At 33.3% G+C, this 23,826-nt stretch carries 18 protein-coding genes; 6 read left to right on the plus strand and 12 right to left on the minus strand.

What is annotated here, in order from left to right; all coding sequences use genetic code 11:
- Window positions 1-15 precede the first annotated feature (15 nt).
- The gene (locus tag BM018_RS01680; protein ID WP_092317728.1) at window positions 16-990 is read left to right on the plus strand and encodes an SPFH domain-containing protein; all 975 of its coding nucleotides are present in this window, start codon (window positions 16-18) and stop codon (window positions 988-990) included.
- A gap of 32 nt (window positions 991-1,022) precedes the next feature.
- Here the strand turns inward: BM018_RS01680 and BM018_RS01685 are convergent, their stop codons facing one another.
- The 6 genes from BM018_RS01685 to BM018_RS01710 form a co-directional block, all read right to left on the minus strand.
- Complete coding sequence (locus BM018_RS01685) at window positions 1,023-1,886, minus strand: ParB/RepB/Spo0J family partition protein (RefSeq protein ID WP_092317731.1); 864 nt, start codon at window positions 1,884-1,886, stop codon at window positions 1,023-1,025.
- Between the two features lie 11 nt (window positions 1,887-1,897).
- Entirely contained in the window at window positions 1,898-2,665 is a 768-nt protein-coding gene (locus BM018_RS01690; protein ID WP_092317734.1) for a ParA family protein, read from the minus strand.
- A gap of 75 nt (window positions 2,666-2,740) precedes the next feature.
- Complete coding sequence (locus BM018_RS01695; RefSeq protein ID WP_159428126.1) at window positions 2,741-4,342, minus strand: GldG family protein; 1,602 nt, start codon at window positions 4,340-4,342, stop codon at window positions 2,741-2,743.
- An 8-nt stretch (window positions 4,343-4,350) separates the two neighbouring features.
- Entirely contained in the window at window positions 4,351-5,049 is a 699-nt protein-coding gene (locus BM018_RS01700) for an ABC transporter permease (protein ID WP_092317740.1), read from the minus strand.
- Window positions 5,050-5,051: 2 nt separating this feature from the next.
- Window positions 5,052-5,963 (minus strand): ABC transporter ATP-binding protein, encoded by a 912-nt coding sequence (locus BM018_RS01705; RefSeq protein WP_159428127.1) that lies wholly within the window; start codon window positions 5,961-5,963, stop codon window positions 5,052-5,054.
- A gap of 84 nt (window positions 5,964-6,047) precedes the next feature.
- The gene (locus BM018_RS01710; RefSeq protein ID WP_159428128.1) at window positions 6,048-7,916 is read right to left on the minus strand and encodes a SpoIIE family protein phosphatase; all 1,869 of its coding nucleotides are present in this window, start codon (window positions 7,914-7,916) and stop codon (window positions 6,048-6,050) included.
- A gap of 695 nt (window positions 7,917-8,611) precedes the next feature.
- On the opposite strand from BM018_RS01710, the gene BM018_RS01715 reads away from it, so the two are divergent.
- Genes BM018_RS01715 through BM018_RS01735 form a run of 5 tightly spaced genes read left to right on the plus strand, consistent with a single transcriptional unit; the run spans window position 8,612 to window position 16,059 of the window.
- Window positions 8,612-10,798 carry a tetratricopeptide repeat protein gene (locus tag BM018_RS01715; protein ID WP_092317749.1) on the plus strand — a complete coding sequence of 729 codons (2,187 nt, stop codon included), beginning with the start codon at window positions 8,612-8,614 and terminating at the stop codon, window positions 10,796-10,798.
- Window positions 10,799-10,809: 11 nt separating this feature from the next.
- The gene (locus tag BM018_RS01720) at window positions 10,810-11,982 is read left to right on the plus strand and encodes a tetratricopeptide repeat protein (protein ID WP_092317752.1); all 1,173 of its coding nucleotides are present in this window, start codon (window positions 10,810-10,812) and stop codon (window positions 11,980-11,982) included.
- 44 nt (window positions 11,983-12,026) lie between these two features.
- Window positions 12,027-13,436, plus strand: a complete 1,410-nt coding sequence (gene putP, locus BM018_RS01725; RefSeq protein WP_092317755.1) for a sodium/proline symporter PutP — start codon at window positions 12,027-12,029, stop codon at window positions 13,434-13,436.
- Between the two features lie 9 nt (window positions 13,437-13,445).
- A complete protein-coding gene (locus tag BM018_RS01730; protein WP_092317758.1) occupies window positions 13,446-14,567 on the plus strand; it encodes a galactokinase in 1,122 nt (373 codons plus the stop codon).
- 16 nt (window positions 14,568-14,583) lie between these two features.
- Window positions 14,584-16,059 carry a UDP-glucose--hexose-1-phosphate uridylyltransferase gene (locus tag BM018_RS01735; protein WP_092317761.1) on the plus strand — a complete coding sequence of 492 codons (1,476 nt, stop codon included), beginning with the start codon at window positions 14,584-14,586 and terminating at the stop codon, window positions 16,057-16,059.
- 3 nt (window positions 16,060-16,062) lie between these two features.
- On the opposite strand, the gene mglC is transcribed toward BM018_RS01735, so the two are convergent.
- The 6 genes from mglC to BM018_RS01765 form a co-directional block, all read right to left on the minus strand.
- Window positions 16,063-17,058, minus strand: coding sequence for a galactose/methyl galactoside ABC transporter permease MglC (gene mglC / locus BM018_RS01740; RefSeq protein ID WP_092317764.1), 996 nt, complete (start codon window positions 17,056-17,058; stop codon window positions 16,063-16,065).
- A 13-nt stretch (window positions 17,059-17,071) separates the two neighbouring features.
- Entirely contained in the window at window positions 17,072-18,577 is a 1,506-nt protein-coding gene (locus tag BM018_RS01745) for a sugar ABC transporter ATP-binding protein (RefSeq protein ID WP_092317767.1), read from the minus strand.
- A 19-nt stretch (window positions 18,578-18,596) separates the two neighbouring features.
- Window positions 18,597-19,598, minus strand: coding sequence for a galactose ABC transporter substrate-binding protein (locus BM018_RS01750; RefSeq protein WP_092317770.1), 1,002 nt, complete (start codon window positions 19,596-19,598; stop codon window positions 18,597-18,599).
- A gap of 111 nt (window positions 19,599-19,709) precedes the next feature.
- A complete protein-coding gene (gene pheT / locus BM018_RS01755) occupies window positions 19,710-21,971 on the minus strand; it encodes a phenylalanine--tRNA ligase subunit beta (RefSeq protein ID WP_092317773.1) in 2,262 nt (753 codons plus the stop codon).
- Window positions 21,972-21,982: 11 nt separating this feature from the next.
- Complete coding sequence (gene pheS, locus BM018_RS01760) at window positions 21,983-23,092, minus strand: phenylalanine--tRNA ligase subunit alpha (RefSeq protein ID WP_200778549.1); 1,110 nt, start codon at window positions 23,090-23,092, stop codon at window positions 21,983-21,985.
- A 51-nt stretch (window positions 23,093-23,143) separates the two neighbouring features.
- Complete coding sequence (locus BM018_RS01765; RefSeq protein WP_159428129.1) at window positions 23,144-23,821, minus strand: HAD family hydrolase; 678 nt, start codon at window positions 23,819-23,821, stop codon at window positions 23,144-23,146.
- Window positions 23,822-23,826: the final 5 nt, after the last annotated feature.

Here is a 23,826-nt window from a genome sequence, read left to right on the forward strand (position 1 = left end):
TCAAGGAGATTTATTATGAATATTTTATCGCTTATTCCACTTATTATTACAATTGCTATCATTGGTGTATTGCTTACTATGTCTATCCGTATTGTCCAACAAGGTCAAACTATGCTCATTGAAAGATTTGGAAAGTTTAACAAAATTCTTCCTGCGGGATTAAATTTTATTATTCCATTTCTTGATGCCCCAAGAATGATTTTTTGGCGGATCCCTATGCGTCGGGGAGATAAATATTTCTACGTTGAGCAAAATACTCCTTTTGTAGATTTAAGAGAAACAGTATATGATTTTCCAGCTCAGTCAGTAATTACAAAAGATAATGTTACTATTCAAATAAATGCCGTATTGTATTATCAAATTATGGATGCAACAAAAGCTGTTTATGAAATTGCCGATTTGCCACAAGCTATTGAAAAATTGACTCAGACAACTTTAAGAAATTTAATTGGTGAACTAGAACTTGATCAAACTCTTTCTTCAAGAGATATTATTAATAATAAATTACAAACTATTTTAGATGAAGCAACTGATAAATGGGGAGTAAAAATCAATCGTGTTGAACTACAAGATATTTCTCCCCCAGCTGACATCCAAGCAGCAATGGAAAAACAAATGCGCGCAGAAAGAGAAAAACGGGAAATGATTTTACGTGCAGAAGGTGAAAAACAAGCTGCTATTTTGTCAGCAGAAGGTGAAAAACAAGCTAGAATCCGGGAAGCAGAAGGTTTTAAAGAATCAGAAATTTTAAGAGCTGAAGGATTTTCAGAAGCAAGAGAACGTATTGCAAAAGCAGAATCAGAAAGTCTAAAATTAATTTCTGAAAATATCAAAAATGTTAACCCAGCAAATTATTTAATTTCATTAAAATATATAGAAACGCTTAAAGAATTAGGATCTTCCGGAAATAAAACCATAATGATGCCTTACGAAGCATCTGCAATGATAGGTTCTATTGGGAGTATAAAAGAAGCTTTAATAAAAGGATAAATTGTTTCACGTGAAACAATTTATCCTTTTATTTACATTATCCTTTTAATGAAATTTTCCAAATCTTCTTTGGTATGATAAAAAATTTTTATTATACCTTTTTCTATACTTCCACTTACTTTAACATTTAACCCTAAATCACTAATCAATTTATTTTCTAATATTTCAATTTTTTGATCCGTCTTTTCAACAACTGTATCTTTACGATTCTTTTTATTATAAATTCGGACCAATTCTTCAGATTCTCTTACAGAAAGATCATCTCTATCTATTTGTTCAGCAATCAATATCATATTATTAATATCATCTAATCCTAAAATAGCTCGTCCATGTCCTTCACTAAGATTATTTCGTAAAATCATCTTACGAATCTTCATAGGCAGTTTTAATAAACGAAGTGTATTAGTGATACTGGTGCGGCTCTTACCAACTAACTGAGCAACTTGCTCTTGTGTAATCTGTAATTTATCCATGATTTCTTGATAACTTTCTGCTATTTCTATACAATTTAAATCTTCTCTCTGAATATTTTCTATCAAAGCTAAAACTAAACGATCATGATCATTAAATTCTTTTACAATTATAGGAACTTCCAAAAGATTAGCTATTTTTGCTGCTCTTAGTCTTCTTTCTCCAGCAACTAATTCATATTGACCATTCCCTAAATCAGAAACTATCAACGGTTGAATGATTCCATATTCTTTAATCGAATCAGCAAGATCTTCCAAACTTGCATCATTAAATTCTTTTCTAGGTTGGTATCTATTAGGAAGAATTTTTTCAGTTTGAACTAAATTTACTTTACTTTGTAATATATCATTAGATACAATATCATTTATCTGTTCATCTACTAATGCAGATAATCCTTTTCCTAAAGTTTTTCTTTCATAAGCCATTATTAATTTCCTTAAATTTTTGCTTTTCTAATAAATTCATCGCCAAATTGAGAATAACTTCGAGCTCCTTGCGATTGAGCATCATATTCATAAATTGCTATTCCATGAGAAGGGGCTTCACTTAATCTTATATTACGAGGAATTATCGATTCATAAACTTTATCATTAAAAAATTTTTTTGCTTCATTTAAAACTTCCTTTGAAAGATTAGTTCTTTGATCAAACATTGTTATCAAAACACCTTCAATTTCTAATGTTGGATTTGTTGCACTCTTTATTAATTTAATTGCTTTTAAAAGTTGCGCTAATCCTTCCATAGCATAAAATTCACTCTGTAACGGAATTAAAACACTGTCAGCAGCTGTGAGTCCATTTAAAGTAAAAAGTCCTAATGAAGGAGGAGTATCTAACAAAATCAGATCATATTCATCACGGATATCTTGTAAAGCATTTCTTATAATAAATTCTTTTCCCTTTTTATCAAAAAGTTCTGCTTGAGCACCAGCAAAATCCATCGAAACAGGAATTATATCTAAATTTTCATAACGAGATGGAATTATAACATCTATAATATTTCTAGTGTTAATAAATACATCATAAATACCTTGTTTTTTTAAAGAATTACTAACACCCAATCCTGAACAAGAATTACCTTGAGGATCTAAATCTATTAATAAAACTTTTCTATTATTTTTTGAAACATGAACCGCTAAATTTATACAACTGGTAGTTTTTCCCACTCCACCCTTTTGATTAGCTATTACAATTATTTTTGACACTTTTTCCCCTTATTTTTATATATTATATAAAAAAATAATTTTAAAATCAAGAATGTTTCACGTGAAACATTTATTTTATTTAACTTTAATCTTATTTTTTCTTAATAATAAAATAATTAAACCTGATGAGAGAAACATAAATAGCCATATAGTCGAAATAGAGAATAATAATCTCATTTGATAAGTGGTTGGAATCGATAAAATAATATTATCTATTTTAGCAGAAATAGTTGTATTTAGATCTTTTACTAAAAGAAAATCTATAGCATTCAGAAAAAATTGTATGTTTCCTCCAAGAAAACGGTGACTATTATCAAGGAAATTTAACGAGCCTAAAATTATAGATCTATGCTGTATAGCTAGATTGTCTTTATTTGCCACAATCGAAGAAGCGGCTAAATCTAAAGGACCCTGAATATCATTACTGTCTTTAGAATAGTATCCAGAACGAAATTTTCTTTCACCAAAGCCATGTGAACTACTTTTTGCTAGAGGTGAAATGTCATAAACAAAACTTGAATCTGTCATTTCCTCTGGAACAATACCTATTGCAGAGGATGAGGGGAAAATCACTGATAAGTTTTTACGTTGCAATAACTTGGTAATTTCTGATTTTGGAGACAGAGATGGAATAATAGAAAATTCTCCACTATTTTTAGCAACACGTGTAGGATCGATAGCAACATTTTGAATAAAAGCAAAACCAGATTTCAATAATAATAAATTTAAACTTTCTGTAGTGTTTTGAGTAACAAAGTAAAATACAGCACCACCTCTGTTAATAAAATTCTCTATAGAATTAAAAACCGTAGCACTAAACATAGATTTAGGATCAGCAATTATTAAAATATTAGCATCTTCAGGCACTCTGGGATTATGATCTAAATTTAACATTTCTAATCGATAACGTCTATCCTTTAAATTTTTTAATACTCCATTATAACCTGCTGCACCCTCCGAGTGCCAATCAACTTCACCATTGCCTGTAAGAAAATAAATAGACGTTTCTTTATTCATTGTTAATTTTTCAATAACTGCAGAAAAAATTGTTTCTGCTTTATATAATATTTCCCCTTCATTGATACTTTCTACTAATATATTTGGAAGAATATACTCTCTACGGCTATCTTGTTCAAAAATCAATGTTCCATTTTGTATGATCCCGTATTCATCAGCTAAAATTTTATTTTTAACAGGATCTATTTCACGGAATGATATATTCCTTCCTATTGCTTGATAATGACGTGCCATTTTACGGGCATAATCAACCACACTTTTTATTGAATCCTTAGGATCATTATAAAAAAATAAAGTAATAGTTATAGGACTTTCAGCTTGAGATAAAATATTTTTTGTTTCAGAAGAAAGTTTAAATAAACCTTGAGATGTAAGATCAATATTCCAATCAAAACTTTTGATAAGAGATAAAAAAGCGATTCCGAAAAAAATTATAGCAAAAGCTTCGACTAGTTTAAGTCGAGCCATTTTTCCCCGACGAAAAAAAGTAGAAAGGTTTTTATAAAAAAGAGAAACAGATACTCCTATGCTTAAAAGCCAAAAAATTACAGAAATACGAAATACTAAACTTTTACTGCCTAAAATAATAAAGCTTATTAAACTTAATAAAAAAGCTAAGAATATACTAATTAAGGAAACAAAGATTTTTTTATTTTTCATAAAACCCTCTAACATGCTATTTGTGATAAAATTTGAGCTTCTGATAACTTAATAAAAAAACAGCTAGAAAATATAAAAAAAAGAAGATCGTCCCATCCAAAAACACCAGAAATAATATTATCAAAATGAGCCGTATAAGCAAAATTTTCTATGAGTATTTTGAAAGTTGAACTACCCAAACCTTGAGAAATCGGACCCAATAAAGCAAGAAAAATCCAAATTCCAAACCCTATTACAATAGCAACAAGACTGTTTGATGCAAAAGCAGAAGCAAATAAGGTAATACCACAAAATAATAATAAAACTAAACTTAATGCGAGAAGTCCAGAAACTATTGAAAGCCATGAAATTTTAATAAAAAGTACAGTTATTAGAGGGTAAAATAAGAGACTAATAACAATGAGCATAAAAAATACATACAAAGCTAAAAATTTTCCTAATAAAAGTTGTTGTAAAGTTATTGGAGATGTAAAAAACAAATTAAATAAACCTAGCTCACGATCTTTTGCTAGTGTGCGCGCTCCGACAATCAATATTGACCAAGCGAGAGGCATTTGCATCATTTCAAAAAAAGCATTAAATTTTCCATAACTAGCTGCTCCAGCATTAAACCCTAAAAATGCAATAATATTTAAAATAAGAATAGCAGACCATCCCAGCCATGAGTAGAAATAAAGACGTAATTCATTAAGAAATATAGTTTTCATAATTAATCCTCCTTTAAAGTGAGCCGCAAAAAAACATCTTCTAGAGAATCTTTTAAGCGAGTAATAGAACGGAATCCTACATGTTCTTGCAAAATGGTCTCAGTAATTTTTTCAGCAGCTTCATGTTGGCTATGAAGAATGATAGCATTTGATTTAACATGAACAGGACCAAAAATTTCTAAGGACTTAAGTAGCTTATCATTTATTTTATCTACAGTAATTTCGTAAACATATTCTTTTTGTTTTTTTTGGATAAGTTCTTCCTTAGTACCGGAAAAAATTTTATGTCCTTCATTAATAATAATGATATCATCACAAAGTTCAGAAGCTTCAGACATAATATGAGTAGACAAAACAACTGTCATATCAAATTCTGAAACAAGAGAACGAATCGAATGTCGAAATTCAATGAGCTGTGCAGGTTCCAGGCCAACAGTAGGTTCATCGAGAACCAGTAATTTTGGTTTATGAAGAATGCTTTGAGCGATACCAACACGTTGTTTCAATCCTTTAGATAGATTACGGATCAGAGTATCTTTCCTACCACTAATTTTTAATAAATCTAAAATTTCTAGTGTTCTTTTTTTAGACTCAGTTTTATTCAGACCATGCAATTCTCCAGTAAAAATTAAATACTCCCATACTGTAAGTTCTGGATACAGAGGAGGAATTTCAGCTAAGTAACCAATATAACCTTTTGCTTTTTCTGGATCCTCAAAAATATCGATACCGTCAATTAATACTTTTCCTTCTGTAGGAGGCCTATATCCTGTCATAATATTCATAGTTGTACTTTTTCCCGCACCATTAGGCCCCAAAAGAGCAACTGAAGTGCCTTTTTTAATTAAAAAACTCAAATCATATAGTGCTCTAAACATGCCATAATTTTGGGATACATGTAAAAATTGAACCATATTTTTCTCCCACATAATTCTTATAAGTATCGGATTTTCTTTATTGTTTTTGACAATTTTCTATAGAAATATTAATTTGGTTCTTCAGTTCTTTTTGTAGAGATCTATCATAAGAATGGTCAGATCATCCAGAGAAAGGCGATGATTCTTTCTATAGAAATAATTACGAAGCTTAATTTCATTAAGAATTTGTTCAGAATCCTTATCGCAATATTGGTGCAAAAATGCAGCAGCAGCTTCCGTTGGTTTTTGATCATCTGGTTCAAACAAATCTAGAAAACCATCCGTATAAAAAATAAAACGGTCACCATCTTCATAAGAAAATTCTGTACTATCACAATGTAAAATTTCGACAACTCCCAGAGGCACAGAACGTTTAAATCTAAGTAATGAAATTTGATTGTTACGTATTAAATAAGGCAAAGGATGCCCTGCAGAACAAAATTTAGCTTTCTGTTCGTCGAGATCAATTAAAGCAGCAAAACAAGTAATAAATTTACTTTCAGAAAAATTAAGATCAAATAACTTTTTATTAAGAATTTCCAGAAAAAATACAGGATCAGTAGGAGCTCCTTTTTGAAGATTCTCCTTAAAACTAATATAAACTTCTTTAACCATAACGTTCATCATCGAAGAAGAAATTCCATGTCCACTAACATCACTAACAAAGCATAAAGCATATTCTTTGTATTGAATATCAAAAAGATCGACATAATAAAAATCACCTCCTATATCATCAGACAATTCATAAATAGATACTGTTTTAAAGTACGGTGTTTGAGGAAGCACTTTAGGGATTAAATTTTGTTGCATAATCCTTGCTGAACTTAATGCATCATAAAGGTTATTATTGATTTGCTCAAGAGCTTCTTTTTTCTCTTCAAGTTCCAACATTGTAGACATACGAATACTTTCATCAATAAAGAAAACAATAACACCCCCATAATCACTAACTGAATTTTTGTGGACACGAAAAAATCTAATATTATAATATTTTTGATCAAAAATGTAATCAATATCTACAAATTCTGTACCTAAACTTTTTAGTGTATTGATTGCCTTATCAAATTCTTCACTAAACTGACGAGAAAATATTTTTTTCCCTTGAACACCAAAAAGATTCATAGGATTATCTAGAATTGTCCGAACACGTTGATTATAAAAAATAATTTTATCATATTCGTCCAATATTAGAATACCATCTTGACTATTTTCAAGAATTGTATAATTAATAAAACTGTATTGTTGAATATTTTCTTTAAAAATTTCTTCCTTCGTAATATCCTTAATAATAACTGTATAACCCGCTATTTCAGTAGACAAAAGGGAAATCCTTTTAACGATAAGTTCGACTCTTATCGGTACAGACATTCGATCTTTTAGTATAGTGAAAAATTTAACGTCGGGTTTTACTTCAAGTATTTCCAGAGCTTTGGGTAAAGCATCTTGCTCATCTGCATGAAAAAGTACAGTAAATCTCTGACCAATAATTTCTACACTCCTGTAAGAAAATAATTTTTCAGCTCCTTTATTCCAAGAGACAATTTTTTCATTTTGATCAAGGGAAATTACAGCATAATCATCAATTTCTTCAAGGAGAAATTGAGCAAAATTATCATCACTAACAAAAACGTTTCTAAGAACACCAGCATAAAAATATGACATTCTATCTCTAAAAAAGAGAGCACATAGTATAGAAAACATATAGTAATCTAAACGCGAAAAATATAAAGTAATAATAAATTCCAATTTTTTATTGTTTAGAAGAATAGGAATGGAAAGAGAATATTTAAGTCCCTGCTTTTGAGGAAAGTCAGGATCTGGAATAAAAAGATCCTCTTCTGTAGAGGGCATTAAAGATGAAAAATAATGTTTTTCATTAAGAGGAAAAGGATTTTTATTTATATGATCCATTAGTAACCCATAATACAGATCCCCTGTGGAAACAATCATTCGTACTTCCTTATTTTCAACTTTGAGAAAAGAAATAAAAGTAGATAGGAAGAATTTACGCGATAATTCTGCAACATTTTCAAGAAAAGAATTTTTCCAGTCTGTCTTTAAACTAATTAGTGTTGTGTAACTTGAAAATATTTTGTCTATAAGTTTTGTAAAACGGAAAAAACTGCTTAAATAGACAAATAAACATAGTAATAGAATAATAATTAAAATAACTGCAAATATAATTAGTAATTTTAAAAACATATTTTTCCTTTAAATATTAATAGATTTTATTTCGTCATATTTGGAAAAATTATTAAGATATTTCTGTGATATAATACTACAGAACTTTTATTAAAATTAAACAGTAGTATTAGTTTTAGGTTTTTATTTTTTGTGTTAAAAGTTTATTTAAAATATTAAATTGTAATAGCTTATATAAATTTTAAATTGTGTTTAACTTGAAATGAACCTGAAGAGATTTGTTTGGAGTTATGAAATTTTGTGCGATTTTTATTTTCTAAATATTTTTCTACAAAATGTGCTAAAGAGTATTCAATAATAATCCAAGTTATGCACAAAATTAAGCATAAAAGATATTTTTGTCAAATTAACTTTTACTTTTTGTAAAGAAAATTTAACACTTAAGTTTTGACTGCTACCCGGCCGATATCAAAAAAGATACTTTTATTTCAGTGGGTATTTCTATGAGGAAAGTTTCTTTTGTGATAGGTCTCTTATTGTCCGTTTGGGTACTTCTTTCTGTCAAAGCACAAGGTCAGCAAGGTATAGGGTCGTTCAAGAATGTTGTCACCGGATTAGCGGTGAGGACAGTGAATAACAACAGTATTGAACTTGAATGGAAATCGGATATTCCTCAAGGAATTTTTAATATTTATAAGAATCCTACAAATACTATTAATACCCGCTTCATATTAAGGGAGTCAGATTATGTTGGTTCTTTTAATCTTCAAGGTCAACAGTTCGGTAAATATTATTTATACCGTTATTCAGTGCCCATGAATAAAAGTGGAAAGTTTTATTTTTCTGTAATGGCAAGTCAAGGAGCTGCTTTTGATGATGCTATTCATAGCGGTCTTCCTGATGTCTCAGGACGAGATTATAGTGCATTACCTGCTCTTAATTTTACTCTTCAGCCTGTTTATTTTAATCTCAAAAAACAAATTACTGAGCCTCCACCAGTACCTTATTTGCCTTATAGGGGATATTTTATCACATCCCTTGATCTTTTTGCAGAAGAGGATATTTTTCGGTTGACCTGGACTGTTTATCCCAAGGATTTAGATCAATATGTTTTCAAAATTTACCGAAGCCGTTACCCTTTGGGGCAATTTAGTAGTCCGCAAGGGCTTCCTGAATATGCACGAGTTACTAATCGTTTTTATTATGAAGATAAGAATATTAATTTTGAAGTCCCTTATTATTATGCTGTAGTTGCAGAAAATACGATGCAATGGGATATAGGGATCAACCTTTTCTCACGGCCTGCAGTTGTGGTTCGCGATGCTCCTCCTTATCAGATGCCAACCCAGGTTGAATTTACTAAGAATAAGCGTCCTTTACCGGTTCTGTCTGCGGAACTACTTTCCGAAGATGCTATTCAAAAGGCTGTGGAACAAACTTTATCGAATCTTCAAATTGCTCCTATTAGAAGAAGTAGTCCTGCTCCTACTTTGCCACAAAAAACTATCGAGCAACCCTTTAATATTACTCCTTTGACTCCTGAAGATATTACTAATAGTACAGATGGTAATTATTTTCTTCAACAGGGACAGATTTTTAGAGCGGGACGTATAAGAAATGAAAGTAACTTTGAATCAAAGATTCGCAAGGCTTTCGAGCAGAATATTAGCCTTCAGGAAGAGATAGAACGCAAGTTTCTTCAGGACGCTCGGGCAGATTATAAAAATTTCTTAAAAGATATTGCTGTTATCGAAAATAGAATTGTTTTGCATGAAAAAATGCGCGACCGATTGTTGAGATTGGATAATATCGATAGGAAAACTTTTAAAAGAGAGTTAGATAGTTTTTTCAAAGACAGAGATCAAATTCGTTTACTAGAGTTTGATACGAAGGCTTTTGTACGCAGTATTTCTAATAAACGAATTCTTCGTGAAAAGGAATTATTCATAGATTTGCAAAAAATACAAGATGATTGGCACGAAATACAAGCTAACTTAAAACAAGAAATTAAAGCTTTTCAACTTGCTCGAGGGGTTTCTGATAAATTTAACAATCTGAATCCAAAGAAAATCAATATTCAACCTGTTTTAGGTACAGTTAATTTCGATAGTTCGCAAAAAATACAGACACCTTTTACTGACAGAACACCCAAGCAGTGTGAATTTGTTGATCCTTATGTTTATGAATTCCCTCAGCAAATTCCCCCAAAGGAGCGTATAGAAAAAATCCGGCAATATTATGATGATATTATTATTGAAAAAGTACCAACATTAGATCAAAACCCACCTGAAACTTGGTTGAAATCTTTTGAATTTTGGCTTCGTGACAACGCTGACCTTTGGCAGGAAAAGATAACACAGTGGCGTAGTAGTGTTCCTGATGTGTTAGGACAGCAATATGATTCAGTTCAGAGCAAATGGTTATATCCTGAACAAAATTTAGCGCTGCGCGAAGGTATAAAAGCAGTTCAAGAAGAGCGCTATGCTGAAGCAGTATATCTTCTAGTTTTATCCCCTCGTGATCCACGTGGCTTGATGTTATTGGGTCAGTCTTACTATCATCTTGGCGCATATAGAGAAGCTTTTTCAGTGTTTTTAACAGCGACAAGTATGCATATTCCTGAAGCAAAATTATGGATGGAGCTTTCTGCAGAAAAAATACTTCAGCGCCACTTGCGGGAAGCATCCTAGAAAGGTGAATTATGAGAAGAAATTATTCATATGCCGGTAGAAATTCTTTAAATCAAAGCGGTTTGGCGATGCTGTGTCTATTAATATTTTTTACAGCAACAGGAATATTTTTGAGTTTATTTTTTTACCAGGATTTAAAAAATGCGCTTCGTAAATTTAAAGAGTTCCAGAAACCTTTAACACCGGTACTTATTCGGCCAGAAATTTCAGTTCCAAAATTAGAAACAATAACGAATGATTCGGATCCCAGTGAAAAAGAAGCCGAAAAAATTTTTATTGCATACGATCTGGGTGATGATAAACTAGCCTCGCGATTGATTACGGATTTTCTTGCAAATTATTCAAGTAATCCTTTACAAAACAGAGTTCGTATTATTGGCGCTAATCTTATGTATAAACGCGGAGATTCCGCTGGTGCTTTAGCTTACATAAAAAAAGTTTTAAGTGAAAACGAATTAGAGAACAAAGATTTTACGGATGCAGTACTTTTGCTGGGATCAATTGCACGCGAACAAAAACAATATGATTCTTTTATTCAATCTTATCTTGAACAGGCTTACTTCCGTGCTTCAGAGCCTTCTAAATCTATGTTAGCTTTTTACTTAGGTTATATTATGATCCATAACAAAGATTTTAAAAATGCAGCTTCATATTTTAATAATGTTATTGGAGAAAATGGAGTTTTAGGGAGGGCAGATCTTTATGCAGCGCAGGAGATGCGTCCTGAAACAATTAATACTTTTGCAAATTTTCTGGATCTTTATCCAGCTTCTCAAAATTTTTCTTATGTTAAAGAGGCATTTATCAGAGAATCGAAACTTCAAGCTTCTAGTTTAGCTGCACGGGGATATTTAGATTCAGCTGTTAATTTTTATCAAAATATTGCTGCGCGCTTTCCAGGCACTCAAGATGCTGATTTTGCGAGACTTCAAATTGCTGATATTTATATTCAAAAAAAAGACCTCAAAAAGGCTGTAACAATATTAGAGCAAATTCTTGATAACGATGATAAATTTTATGATCCAGATGCACTATTTCGACTGGGTAAGATACACTTTGAACAGGATAATCCCGAACGAGCTCTCAATTCTTTCCGAACGCTTACAGAGCAATTTCCTTCTAGCCCAATGGTCCACCAAGCTCAAGAATGGCAAAAGTTAATACTTGAATCATTTGCTAATTAATGTTATGATGTGTGGTAGAATGGAAAAGGGTAGGGGCTGTTTTCATGAGCACAGCATTTTTAGTGACTTTTTTAGTATACTTGATTTTTTTGATGAGTGTTGGTATTTATTTTTATTTCAAAACTAGCAATTTAGAACAATATCTTCTTGGCGGTCGAGGTGTTGGTGCTTGGGTAACTGCTCTTTCTGCTCAAGCTAGTGATATGAGTGGCTGGTTGCTTTTAGGCTTACCTGGAGCTGTTTATCTTTTTGGTGTCAATCAAATGTGGATTGCTATCGGACTTATTATAGGAACTTTTCTTAATTGGCACTTTATTGCACCAAAACTGCGTATTGCTACTGAAGAAACTCAAACCATAACCCTTCCTATGTTTTTTCAAAAAAAACTTCACAATTCAAACGGCATGATAAAAAACTTTTCTGCTATTGTTATTTTATTTTTCTTCACAATTTATGCTTCTTCCGGTTTAGTTGCTGCTGGAAAACTTTTTGAAAGTGTTTTTGGACTCAACTATTATACTGCTGTTATTATTGGCATGTTTACTATTGTTTTTTATACATTTTTGGGTGGTTATCTTGCATCTGTTTGGACCGACTTTTTTCAGGGAATTATTATGTTTTTTGCAATTATTATGGTTCCTATTTTTGCTTATAATGTGGTTGGAGGCTGGCAGAGTTTATCTGAAGTTTTGCTTGAAAAAAATATTTCCCGAAATCTGTTTGATAGGGTTACACTATTGGGAGTGTTATCGTCGTTGTCCTGGGGATTGGGATATTTCGGACAGCCGCATATTTTAGCACGTTTTATGAGTGTCTCTTCTCTCAAAGAGCTATCCAAAGCACAAAATATTGCAATGATTTGGGTTATTATTTCATTATTTGGTTCTGTTGCTATAGGATTGACTGGTATTGGTTTATTCCAAAATATTAATCAGCTTCGTGGTGATTCGGAGCTTGTTTTTATTATGTCTGTGCAACAATTATTCAATCCTTGGCTGGGAGGGATTTTACTTGCAGCGATTCTTTCTGCAATCATGTCAACAATAGATTCGCAACTTTTAGTGTCATCTACGACGCTTACTGAAGATTTTTACCGCCTTGTTCGGAAAGATGCTTCCGAACACGAATTAATTACAATAGGTCGCTTAAGTGTTATTTTGATTTCTTTATTAGCTTTGGGATTAGCTTTGAATCCTCAGTTAAAAGTTTTTTCTTTGGTGTCTTATGCGTGGGCTGGTTTTGGTGTGGTCTTTAGTCCTGTTGTTATTGTGCTTCTTTACAAACCTGAAATCAAAGCAAAAAGTGTTTTTTTCGGTATGATTTCGGGTCTTCTTGTGTTGTTTCTTTGGAAATTTTTGAAATATGACAGTTTTTTATATGAGCTTTTGCCAGGATTTTTAGCTAATGCATTTACTATGATACTTTCTGAATATTTATTTAAATCTAAACAATAGAAGGATGTTATGGATTTATCAGCTTCTTTTCAACAGTTTTACAATACCTCACCTCAAGCACAACATTTTGCACCCGGGCGTGTTAATCTTATTGGTGAGCATACGGATTATAATGGAGGTTGTGTGCTGCCGGTTCCTCTTTCAGTTGGCACTTATCTTGCTATTGCACCCCGTTTCGATCAAAACGCTTCTTTTATGTCTTTAAATTTTGAAAATTTAGGCATTTTAGAAACTGATATTTCTATGATCAATAATAAAGAATCTCTTCATTGGGCTAATTATTTAATGGGTGTACTTAATAGTTTGAAGCAAAAAAATATACATATTCCTCATGGATTTAATGTTTTGGTGTATGGTGATATTCCTCATGGTTCTGGGCTTTCTTCATCAGCGTCACTGGGAGTTGTGTTTATTGATGCGCTTAATAATTTATTTTCCTTAGGTTTGGATGGCATAGAAAAAGCTCTGATTGCTCAAAAAGCAGAACATTTTGCGGGAACCCAATGTGGAATTATGGATCAATTTGCATCATCTATGGGCAAAAAAAATCATGCTATTCTTCTGAACTGTGAAACTCTTCAGTATGAATATATACCATTGAATTTTGGTGACTATTGTCTTGTGATTATTAACTCTAAAAAACCTCGCGCATTAAACGAATCAAAATATAATGAGCGCCGACAGGAATGTGAGTTTGCACTTACTATGTTGCAAAAACATATACCTATAGAATCGCTATCTGCTTTAGATGATGAAATTTTTAACAGCCATCGACATCTTTTAAGCGATACACTTCAAAAAAGGGTTCGTCATGTTTTTACGGAAAATCAACGTACATTTCAAGCACGGAATTTTTTAATAGAAAATGATTTATTTTCTTTTGGCAAGCTTTTAAATAAATCACATGCTTCTTTGAGAGACGACTATGAAGTAACAGGATACGAATTAGATAAACTTGCAGAACTTGCTCGAAATTTTGATGGAGTGCTAGGTGCTCGAATGACAGGCGCTGGTTTTGGTGGTTGTGTTATTGCTTTAGTTCCTCGGGGTATTAAAGAGGTGTTTAAAAGTTTTATTTCTTCTGAATATCAGAAGACTGTAGGCTTAAAACCAGAATTTTTAGTCCAATAAAATAGGGAGTTGCATTATGTTAGAAAATCTGCTTAATTATGCCATTAAAAATGGTTTGATTATGGAGCGTGATAAGAATTTCTGTCGTAATCAGATTTCTGCACTCCTTAAAATTAAAAATCCTGAACTTCTTCCAGCTGCTCATCCTTCAGATAATATTGATGACTTATTAGTTCCGTTGCTTGAACTGGCCGTACAAAATGGGGTTTTAACATCGACACATCCTGATTATGCTGATCTGATGGATACGGCAATCATGGGTTGTCTTTGTCCGATGCCTCATTTTATTCAGGATCGTTTCAATGACGACTATAGAGTATCTCCGAAATTAGCAATGGATAATTTTTATCAATTTTCTATAGCTAGTAATTATGTCCGTATGAACAGAATAAAAAGAAATATTGCTTGGTCTGCTATGACAGATTGTGGGGAATTGGATATCACGGTAAATTTATCCAAGCCGGAAAAAGATCCTATTGCTATTGCATTGGCAAAAAATGAAATTTCTTCTGATTATCCACAATGTCTTTTATGTAAAGAAAATGAAGGCTATGCAGGGACACTAAATCGTCCTGCACGTCAGAATTTACGCCTTATTTCAATAGAATTAGAAGGAGAAGAATGGTTTTTTCAATTTTCTCCTTATGTTTATTTTAATCAGCATAGTGTTTTGTTATCGGAAGAACATCGTCCTATGAAAATTTCAGTTGATACTTTTAAGCGTATTTTTGCTTTTTTAGAGAAATTTCCTCATTATTTTATTGGGTCTAATGCTGATTTACCTATTGTTGGGGGATCTATTCTATTTCATGATCATTTTCAAGCAGGGGAACATGAATTTCCCTTAGACAGAACTCAAAATTTTCATCAATTTCAAAAGGATGGTCTAGAAGTTCAATTATTGAATTGGCCTGTAAGTGTTGTACGTTTTTTATCGAAAGATCCTAAAGTATTAACGGATAGTGCTGTTAAACTTTTTGATTATTGGCGGGAGTATTCTAATCCCAAATTGGATATTTTGGCTTACACGGATACAAAACCTCATAATACTATTACCCCGATTGGAAGAAAAAAAGGTGAAATATTTCAGTTAGACTTAGCTCTTAGAAACAACCGTACCGATGAAAAGCACCCTTTAGGTATTTTTCATCCTCACCTAGAACGCCATCATATTAAAAAAGAAAATATTGGTTTGATAGAAGTTTTAGGACTGGCGATTTTACCAGGTCGTTTGTTAGAAGAGTTAAAACATGTTAAAAAATATCTTGTTGAGAAAAGTATCAAATCAGCCGAAAAAGATTCTTTAGTACAAAAGCATATCCCTTGGATGAGAGATTTAGCAAAAAAATATACTTTTACTGAAGAAAACATAGAAAATATACTGCATACCGAAGTAGCATATATTTTCTATGATGTTCTTAAAGATTGTGGTGTTTTCAAAAGAAACGAAGACTTTAAAAGTTTTATTAACGATTTTGCTAAATTTTTATAAGATTTATCTTTTTGCATTAATATATTTTCTTGTATCGAAGGCAATAGCTGCAATAATAATAACTCCTTTAATAATTTGTTGCCAATAAGGGGACACTCCTAAAATGACAAGACCGTTATTGAGAACTTCGAAAATAAGAACTCCTGTAACAATTCCACTAACAGTACCAATTCCTCCTGCTGTTGAAACACCTCCTATAGTGCAAGCTGCGATTGCGTCTAATTCATACATTGTAGCGTAATTATTTGTGGCGCCACCTGTGCGTGCTGCGAGAAGCAACCCTGCTAATCCGTATAAAGCACCACCTAATGCATAGGTTTTAATAATTGTTGATTTAACGTTGACTCCTGAGACTAAAGCTGCTGCTGTGTTACTGCCGATGCTGTAAATGTATTTTCCTAGTACTGTTTTATTGAGCAGGAACCAAATAGTTGCTATAATGACTCCAGAAATCAATATTAAATTGGGAATGTTAAGAGTTGAACCAGTAGCAATATTAGTGAAATCCTGCCTCAAGCCGCCAATAGGTTGGGCATTTGTGTATAAAGAAGATAAACCATATACAATAACCATCATTCCTAAAGTTGCAATAAAAGGAGGAATTTGAAAAGTTGAAATAATTAACCCATTAGCTGTTCCGATAAAAAGACCAACAACAATCACAGCGATAATAGGAGCAATTAAAGGGAGTATAGGGAGGTCTGGAAACATTTTATAAGCATAATCAGGTTTTTGCATAAGAGAAGCTGCAATACAAGCAGTAAGACCAACAATTCTCCCAGAAGATAGATCAGTGCCTCGTGTAATTAGGATACTTCCTACTCCTAGTGCAATGATAACACGAACGGCAGAAATTTGTAGAACATTTTTAAGATTTATTATTGAGAGAAATGACGGTTCAATAATACCGGTCCCCAAAACGAGAAAAATAAGAACAAAATAGATTCCACCTTTTTGAAAAGCTTGTGAAATATTTTTTATAGGCAGGTATTGTGGCATGGGAAACTCCTTTTTACAAAAATGCAGTGGCAAGCGCCATAATTTTTTCTTGATCAAATTCTTCTTTTTCGATGATGCCGCTGATAAAGCCATTGCTCATAACCATAATTCTATCAGATACTCCCATAAGTTCCGGCATTTCTGAAGAAATCATAATAATACTTTTACCTTCTGCAGCTAGTGCATACATGAGATTATAAACTTCATATTTTGCTCCTACATCGATACCACGGGTAGGTTCATCAAGAATCAGAATATCTGGATCTGTTAATAACCAACGAGCAATCAGTGCTTTTTGTTGATTACCGCCTGAAAGATTGGCAATTAAACTTTTTGCATGAGGAGTTTTAATGTTTAATTTATTAATGTAATTGTTTGTAGCATCAAGATTTTTCTTATTATTTGTAATAAACCCTTTAAAAGATAATTTCGGATATGAAGCTATCATAACATTATGTTCTATGGACAGGCATCCTAAAATTCCTGTGGTACGTCTTTCTTCAGTAAGCAGGGCAAGTCCTGAATTAATAGCATCGATAGAGTTATTAATGGATTTTTTTTCGCCTTTAATAATAATTTCACCTTTTGCCGGCCTTAATCCAAAAATACTTTCTATAAGTTCCGTTCTCTGTGCTCCTACCAAACCTCCTATTCCCAATATTTCTCCTTTGTTGAGCACGAAAGACAGTTTTTTAAAGGAATTGGGAATACGTGATTCGAAATCCTTAATATGCATAATAGGTTCTTTTTGAGGCTGATATGTTTTCTCTGGAAATCGATTACCAAGCTGTCGTCCTACCATTTTACTGATAATTTCGTCTATACTTAATTCGTCAATATTCCAGCGGCCAATGTATTCTCCATCACGCATAATGGTTACGGCATCACAAATTTCTTTAATTTCTTCCATTTTATGCGAAACATAAACAATAGATACGCCCTGCTGTTTGAGCGAACGTATCATTTTGAAAAGCTGAATAACTTCGTTGTCTGTTAATGAAGATGTAGGCTCATCCATAAAAATAATTTTTGCTTTGTAAGAAATCGCTTTAGCTATTTCCATCATTTGTATTTGTGAAACTGATAAATTAGCAACTAATGTCTTAGGATTTATTGAAATATTAAGAAAGTCAAATAATTTTTGAGTATCGACATTCATTTTATTTTCATCGACTACTCCCGGTAAAAAATGAGTAGGATAACGGCCCAACCAGATATTTTCTGCAACAGTGCGGTAAGGAATAGGATGCAGTTCTTGATGAATCATGGAAATTCCTGCGGCAAGTGCTTCACTGCTGTTCTTAAACTGCATTTTAGAACCATCAATGAAAATATCTCCACTATCTGGCTGCTCGATGCCAAATAAGCACTTCATTAATGTCGATTTTCCAGCACCGTTTTCGCCTACAAGAGCATGAACTTCGGAGAGGCCTAATTGAAATTGTATGCCTTTCAAAGCCTGAACACCAGGAAATGATTTATATAAATCTTGAACTTCTAATGCATAAAGTTTTTCCATTAGGCGCGTCCCAAGCTGGTTATTGGAATTCTTTATAATTGTCTCTAGTTACTGCAACGTAGGGTACCCAAATATATTTTCCATCGGTGATTTCATAACCGAGACTATTTACATCTTTATCTGATACCAGTGCATCCATCAAATCAAAAACAGCATAACCTTGTATACGCGCATTATTGAGAACAGTAGCATATAAAAGATTATTTTTTATAGAATCCAATGCTGGTGCTGAAGCATCTACTCCAATTACTGGAATAAATTTTTCTCCTGTAAAATATCCTGCAGCTCTTAGGGCTTCAATAGCTCCTAAAGCCATATCATCGTTATTAGCAAGCACAAGTTCAATTTGGTCTCCGTAAGCAGTCAACCAAGCAGCCATTTTTTCCTGTCCGTTGACACGCTGCCACATGCCGGTATCAGAAGCTAATTTTTGCACTTTAACACCAGCATCTTGCAAAGCTTTGATAGAATGTTCAGTACGGAGTATAGCATCTTGATGTCCAGGCTCACCTTCGATTATCACATATTGTAAAATTCCATCACCATTTTTATCAACTTTAGGATCATTTTTGAAATATGCTGCAGCAATTTCTCCTTGAATACGGCCGGATTCTTCAGCGCGTGCACCTACATAATAAAGCTTGTCCCAAGAATTCATATCTGCTGTTACTGGCTCTCTGTTGAAGAAAACAATAGGAATATCGGCAGCTTTAGCTTTCTCGATAATAACTGATGCTGCCGTGCGGTCCACCATATTAATTCCAAGAGCGTTGTATCCTTGAGCAATATAAGTATCCACAGAATCATTTTGAGTAGCTTGTTGCCCTTGTGCATCAGAAAGATTAACGGTTGCACTGCTACCGGTTTCTGTTTTTCTAGCTTGAATCGCCTTACCTACACTAGAAATAAATACATCATCAAATTTATAAAGCGACACACCGAATTTTTTGCTTGCAGTTTTTTCTACCCCACAGCTTGCCAACCCTATTGTTAATACTGCAAATGCAATGATTTTATTCATTTTCTCCTCCATTTGGAAACTTTTTCAAAAAATTATACTATCTTTTTAAAAAAACAACAACCTAAAATATTTTCGGTAAAATAATTAAGTAACTGTATAAAAAATAAAGAATTACCATTTTTTTTGAATTAATTTCATGACAAAAGTATCTATTTCTTCGCCTTTGAGAGATTGATTGTCTGCTTCAAAACGCAAGCGTAAGGAAATATTTTTTTTCTGCTCGGATTTGAGTTTTTCGTTTGTAAAGATATTGATAAATTCAATTTCTTTGAGATTAGAATGCATTTTTTTTATTTCTTCGATAAGTGTTCGGCCTTGTATTTTTACCGGAATGCTAAGTGTTACATCCCGTAAAACGGGAGGAAATTCGCTGATCGAAATGGTTTTTATCAATGTTTGGTAGGAAGCTTTCAAAAGATCGAGATTTAATTCGCAGGTAACAGGAGCCGGGAAATTTTTTTTATCTGAAAGATCCATTTTTTCTACCACTAAAGGATGAATTTCTCCAAAAAATCCTAAAATTTCATTGTTCAGTTGCAGTTCAAAAGAATTTTTGGGATGCAAGAAAGGATAAATTCTGCTGTCTATTGCAGTACTCAAAGGCGAGCATTTTGCATATGCAAGAATATTATTCAAAATTGTTATTCCCTTTGTATAAGGATCTTGTTCACGGCTGACTGCAAAAGCAAGTTTTTTTTCTTCAATAAAATGATGGTTATTTTTACGGAATACCGTCCCGACCTCTGAAAATGCACAACTATTAACAAATGCTTTTGTTTTATTATGAATTATGCTTTTTAGGAGTCCGTCAAAAAGGTGAGTGCGAAGTTCAGTATGATCTGAATTTAAAGGATTTAAAATGTTGATAACTCCAGTGTCCGGGATTTGAAAAAAATTCCGCTCACAGGGGTTACGAAATGATATAGTAATGGCCTCACTTATTCCCATACCGCGCAACAAAGGACGTATTTTGTCTTCAAAACGTTTTTCTGGGTTTAAATCAAAAGCTTTTGGCCGGTATGTGTGTGTAGGAATATTGTTGTATCCATAAAAACGTGCAATTTCTTCAATAAGATCGACATCCTCTTTAAGGTCTTTCCGAGCTTCTGGAGTTCGAATATTCCAGATATCATTTTCTTTTTCCAAAGTGCAACCTAATTTGAGCAAAGTTTGTTTCATGAAAGTATCATCGATATCTGGTGCACCTAAGTAACTACGAGCTTTTTCCGGATCAAACGAGATGACAGAAGTAGGCTTACTTTGATTGATCTCATTAAGGAGCGAACAACTGCTACCTGTATTGATGAGCCGCGATGTTATCAAATCCGAAGCTTCCTGAACTAAGCTGCTGCTGATGTTTTTTTCAAAACGAAGAGATGATTCGGTTTTAATGCCATGCCTTTTGGATGTCCTGCGTATGGCTGCTGCATTAAAACAGCCACTTTCCAGGAGGATATCTGTTGTTTCTTTTGAAATTCCCGAATCTAGACCACCCATGATCCCTGCCAAAGCAAGAATTTTTTCTTCGTCACAGATTACTAAATCGTCTGGATGAAGATTTATTGTTTTTTCGTTCAACAAAGTAATTGTTTCTCCTCCTTGAGCTGTCCGTACAATAAGTCGTCCCTTAACTTTCGCAGCATCAAATGCATGTGTGGGCTGTCCGTTACCCAGCATCACAATATTACTAGTGTCTACGATGCTGTTAATAGGTCGCATTCCGAGAAGCATCAGTCTTTTTTGGATAAGCGTTTCAGAAGTTTTCACTGAAATATTCTTAATTTTCCGGATACTATAACGTGTGCATAAAGCGGTCTGAACTTCGATAGGGAATATTTCTTCTGTCTCTTTCAAGATCACAGGTATTTCTGTGTGAAATTCCAAATCTAAGTAAACAGCTAGAGATTGTGCTAATCCCTTCACGGATAGCCAATCAGGTCGATTTCCGGGTATTTCTAATGTGTATAATGTATCAGATTTGGTGAGGACCTGGAAATCTTTTTCGGCTTGTTCAGCATTATTACTTAAAACAATAATTTCATGATCCGCTTCTTCAATGCCAAGGTTAGCAAAGCTTTGTAAATATATTTGATCATCTTGGCAGATGAAAATTATGTAATTTCCTACGGATATTTTTTGCTTGATAGGTACAGTATATTTTTGATGCCCCGATTCAATAACAGAAAAATTTTTGTTATTTTTTTCTTCGATAGCGGTAATTTTTCCTAATTTTAAATTGGAAAAATCGAAAATTTTGATTTCTTCGGTTTCAGCACCCAAAGCTGTTAGTGCATCAGCAACTTCTTGTGGTGTTTTTTCTTTAAGTTGCGGAATATAGCTACATAGCCATTCGTAATTTGCTTTTGTTTTCATGACATTGTTCCTTAAAGAGATTGCTTGAGAAAGCGGATATCGTTTTCAGTGAAAATGCGGATGTCATGCAAGCCGTAGCGGATCATAGCAATACGTTCAACTCCCGTTCCAAACGCAAAACCGCGCCAAATTTCCGGATCAAGCCCAACATTGCGCAGGACTTGAGGATGAACCATACCACATCCCAGCAATTCAATCCAGCGCCCGTTCGAAAACTCCGGCGAAGATACTGATAATTCAGCTGACGGCTCAGTAAAAGGAAAATAGTCAGGTCGCAATCGAATTTTTGTTTCCGGACCAAACATGGCTTTTGCCCATTCAATCAATGTTCCTTTCAGATCAGCAAAACTAACATTTTTATCAACTACTAATCCTTCCATTTGCCGGAAAACAGGAAAATGTGTCGAATCGACAGCATCACGCCTGTAACACACTCCCGGTGAAACAATAGCAATAGGAGGAGAACCTCCTGTTTGTACTAGTTTTTCAAGGTTGCGGATCTGCACAGTCGATGTGTGAGTACGCATGAGGTACCCTTCGCCTACGTAAAAAGAATCATGATCTTCTCGTGCAGGATGGCCAGCATCAATATTAAGTGCTTCAAAATTGTGATATTCATCTTCAAGTTCACGTTCGTATACGGGAGTATACCCCATACTTTGAAATACTGCTAACATTTCATCTTGAATTTTATTTAAAAAATGTTCATATCCGAGTTCTATTTCCGGAACAGCTAACGTTACTTCGGGATACGAAAGAGCAATCTTCTCTTGGATCCGATGTTCGTTAAGCTGCTGCCGTTTTTCTTCCAGAATTCCGTTAATATTATTTTTCCAAGACGATAAAAGTTGACCAAAAGAGCGTTTATCAGAAATTTGTTTGAGGTATCCTTCAAGAACTTTGAAAAGACCTTTTTGACCGGTAAAAAATTTTTCTTCACCAGCTTCGAAATTTAATATTTGAATATCTTGCGTATTATTAATACTAATATGAGCTTCTTTATTTTTGAAAGTTATTATAATAACTGTATCTCCAACAGAAATCTTAAATAAATCACCTTCATGTTTAACTGGGAGATTTTGAATACTTTTTGTTAGCAGCGCGGAAATTTTGTCTTTCAAGGAATGCTCCTTTGTATTTTCCCTGATTATAACATAATTTAAAATTTTTCGCTACAAACTAAGTACTTTTGCGACAATGTTAAGAAAATCAAGGTGCGGATTCATTTCGATATATTCGATGCCTGCAGACTGGGCGCCAAATTTGTCGTAATGGTGGTGGTCACCTATGAAAACGGCATCTTTTGGATCTGTTTCCATACGTTCTAAAACCCGTGAAAAAATTAAAAGTTTAGGCTTCATAAACCCGAACTCATCTGAAAAAACAAGATCATCGAAAAGTTCATAAAGTTTGCGCTCGAGTAACAGAAATCGTAATGAAATTCCAGGTGTTGAAGCCGTATTAGAAATTAATGCAGTTTTTCTGCCGTTTCCCCGAAGCAGTTCAAGCCCTTCACGTACGTTTTGTATGGGTTCCGGCGCAATCTGAATGGATGCAAAAGCCCAAATATCGTAAATTTTTTTTATCGTAGCAATATCGCTGATCCCTAAATAGTTACAAATAAGACGTACCTGCTCAAAAACACTGATACTGAAATAATCGTGCTGATTAGCGATCAATTGTTCTTTGGCATGGTCTTGAGCTGCGATCAAATCACTAAAATGCACTGGGTATCCAGATTTTTCAATAATAGACCAAATCGCGTTCAATCGGTAAAGATGCCGTTCTTCAATGTTTGGATCAACAATCAATGTGTTGTAGAGGTCAAAAATAATCAGCTTTTTGGGCATAATTT

Source organism: Brevinema andersonii (assembly GCF_900112165.1).
In the GTDB taxonomy this organism is placed as follows: domain Bacteria; phylum Spirochaetota; class Brevinematia; order Brevinematales; family Brevinemataceae; genus Brevinema; species Brevinema andersonii.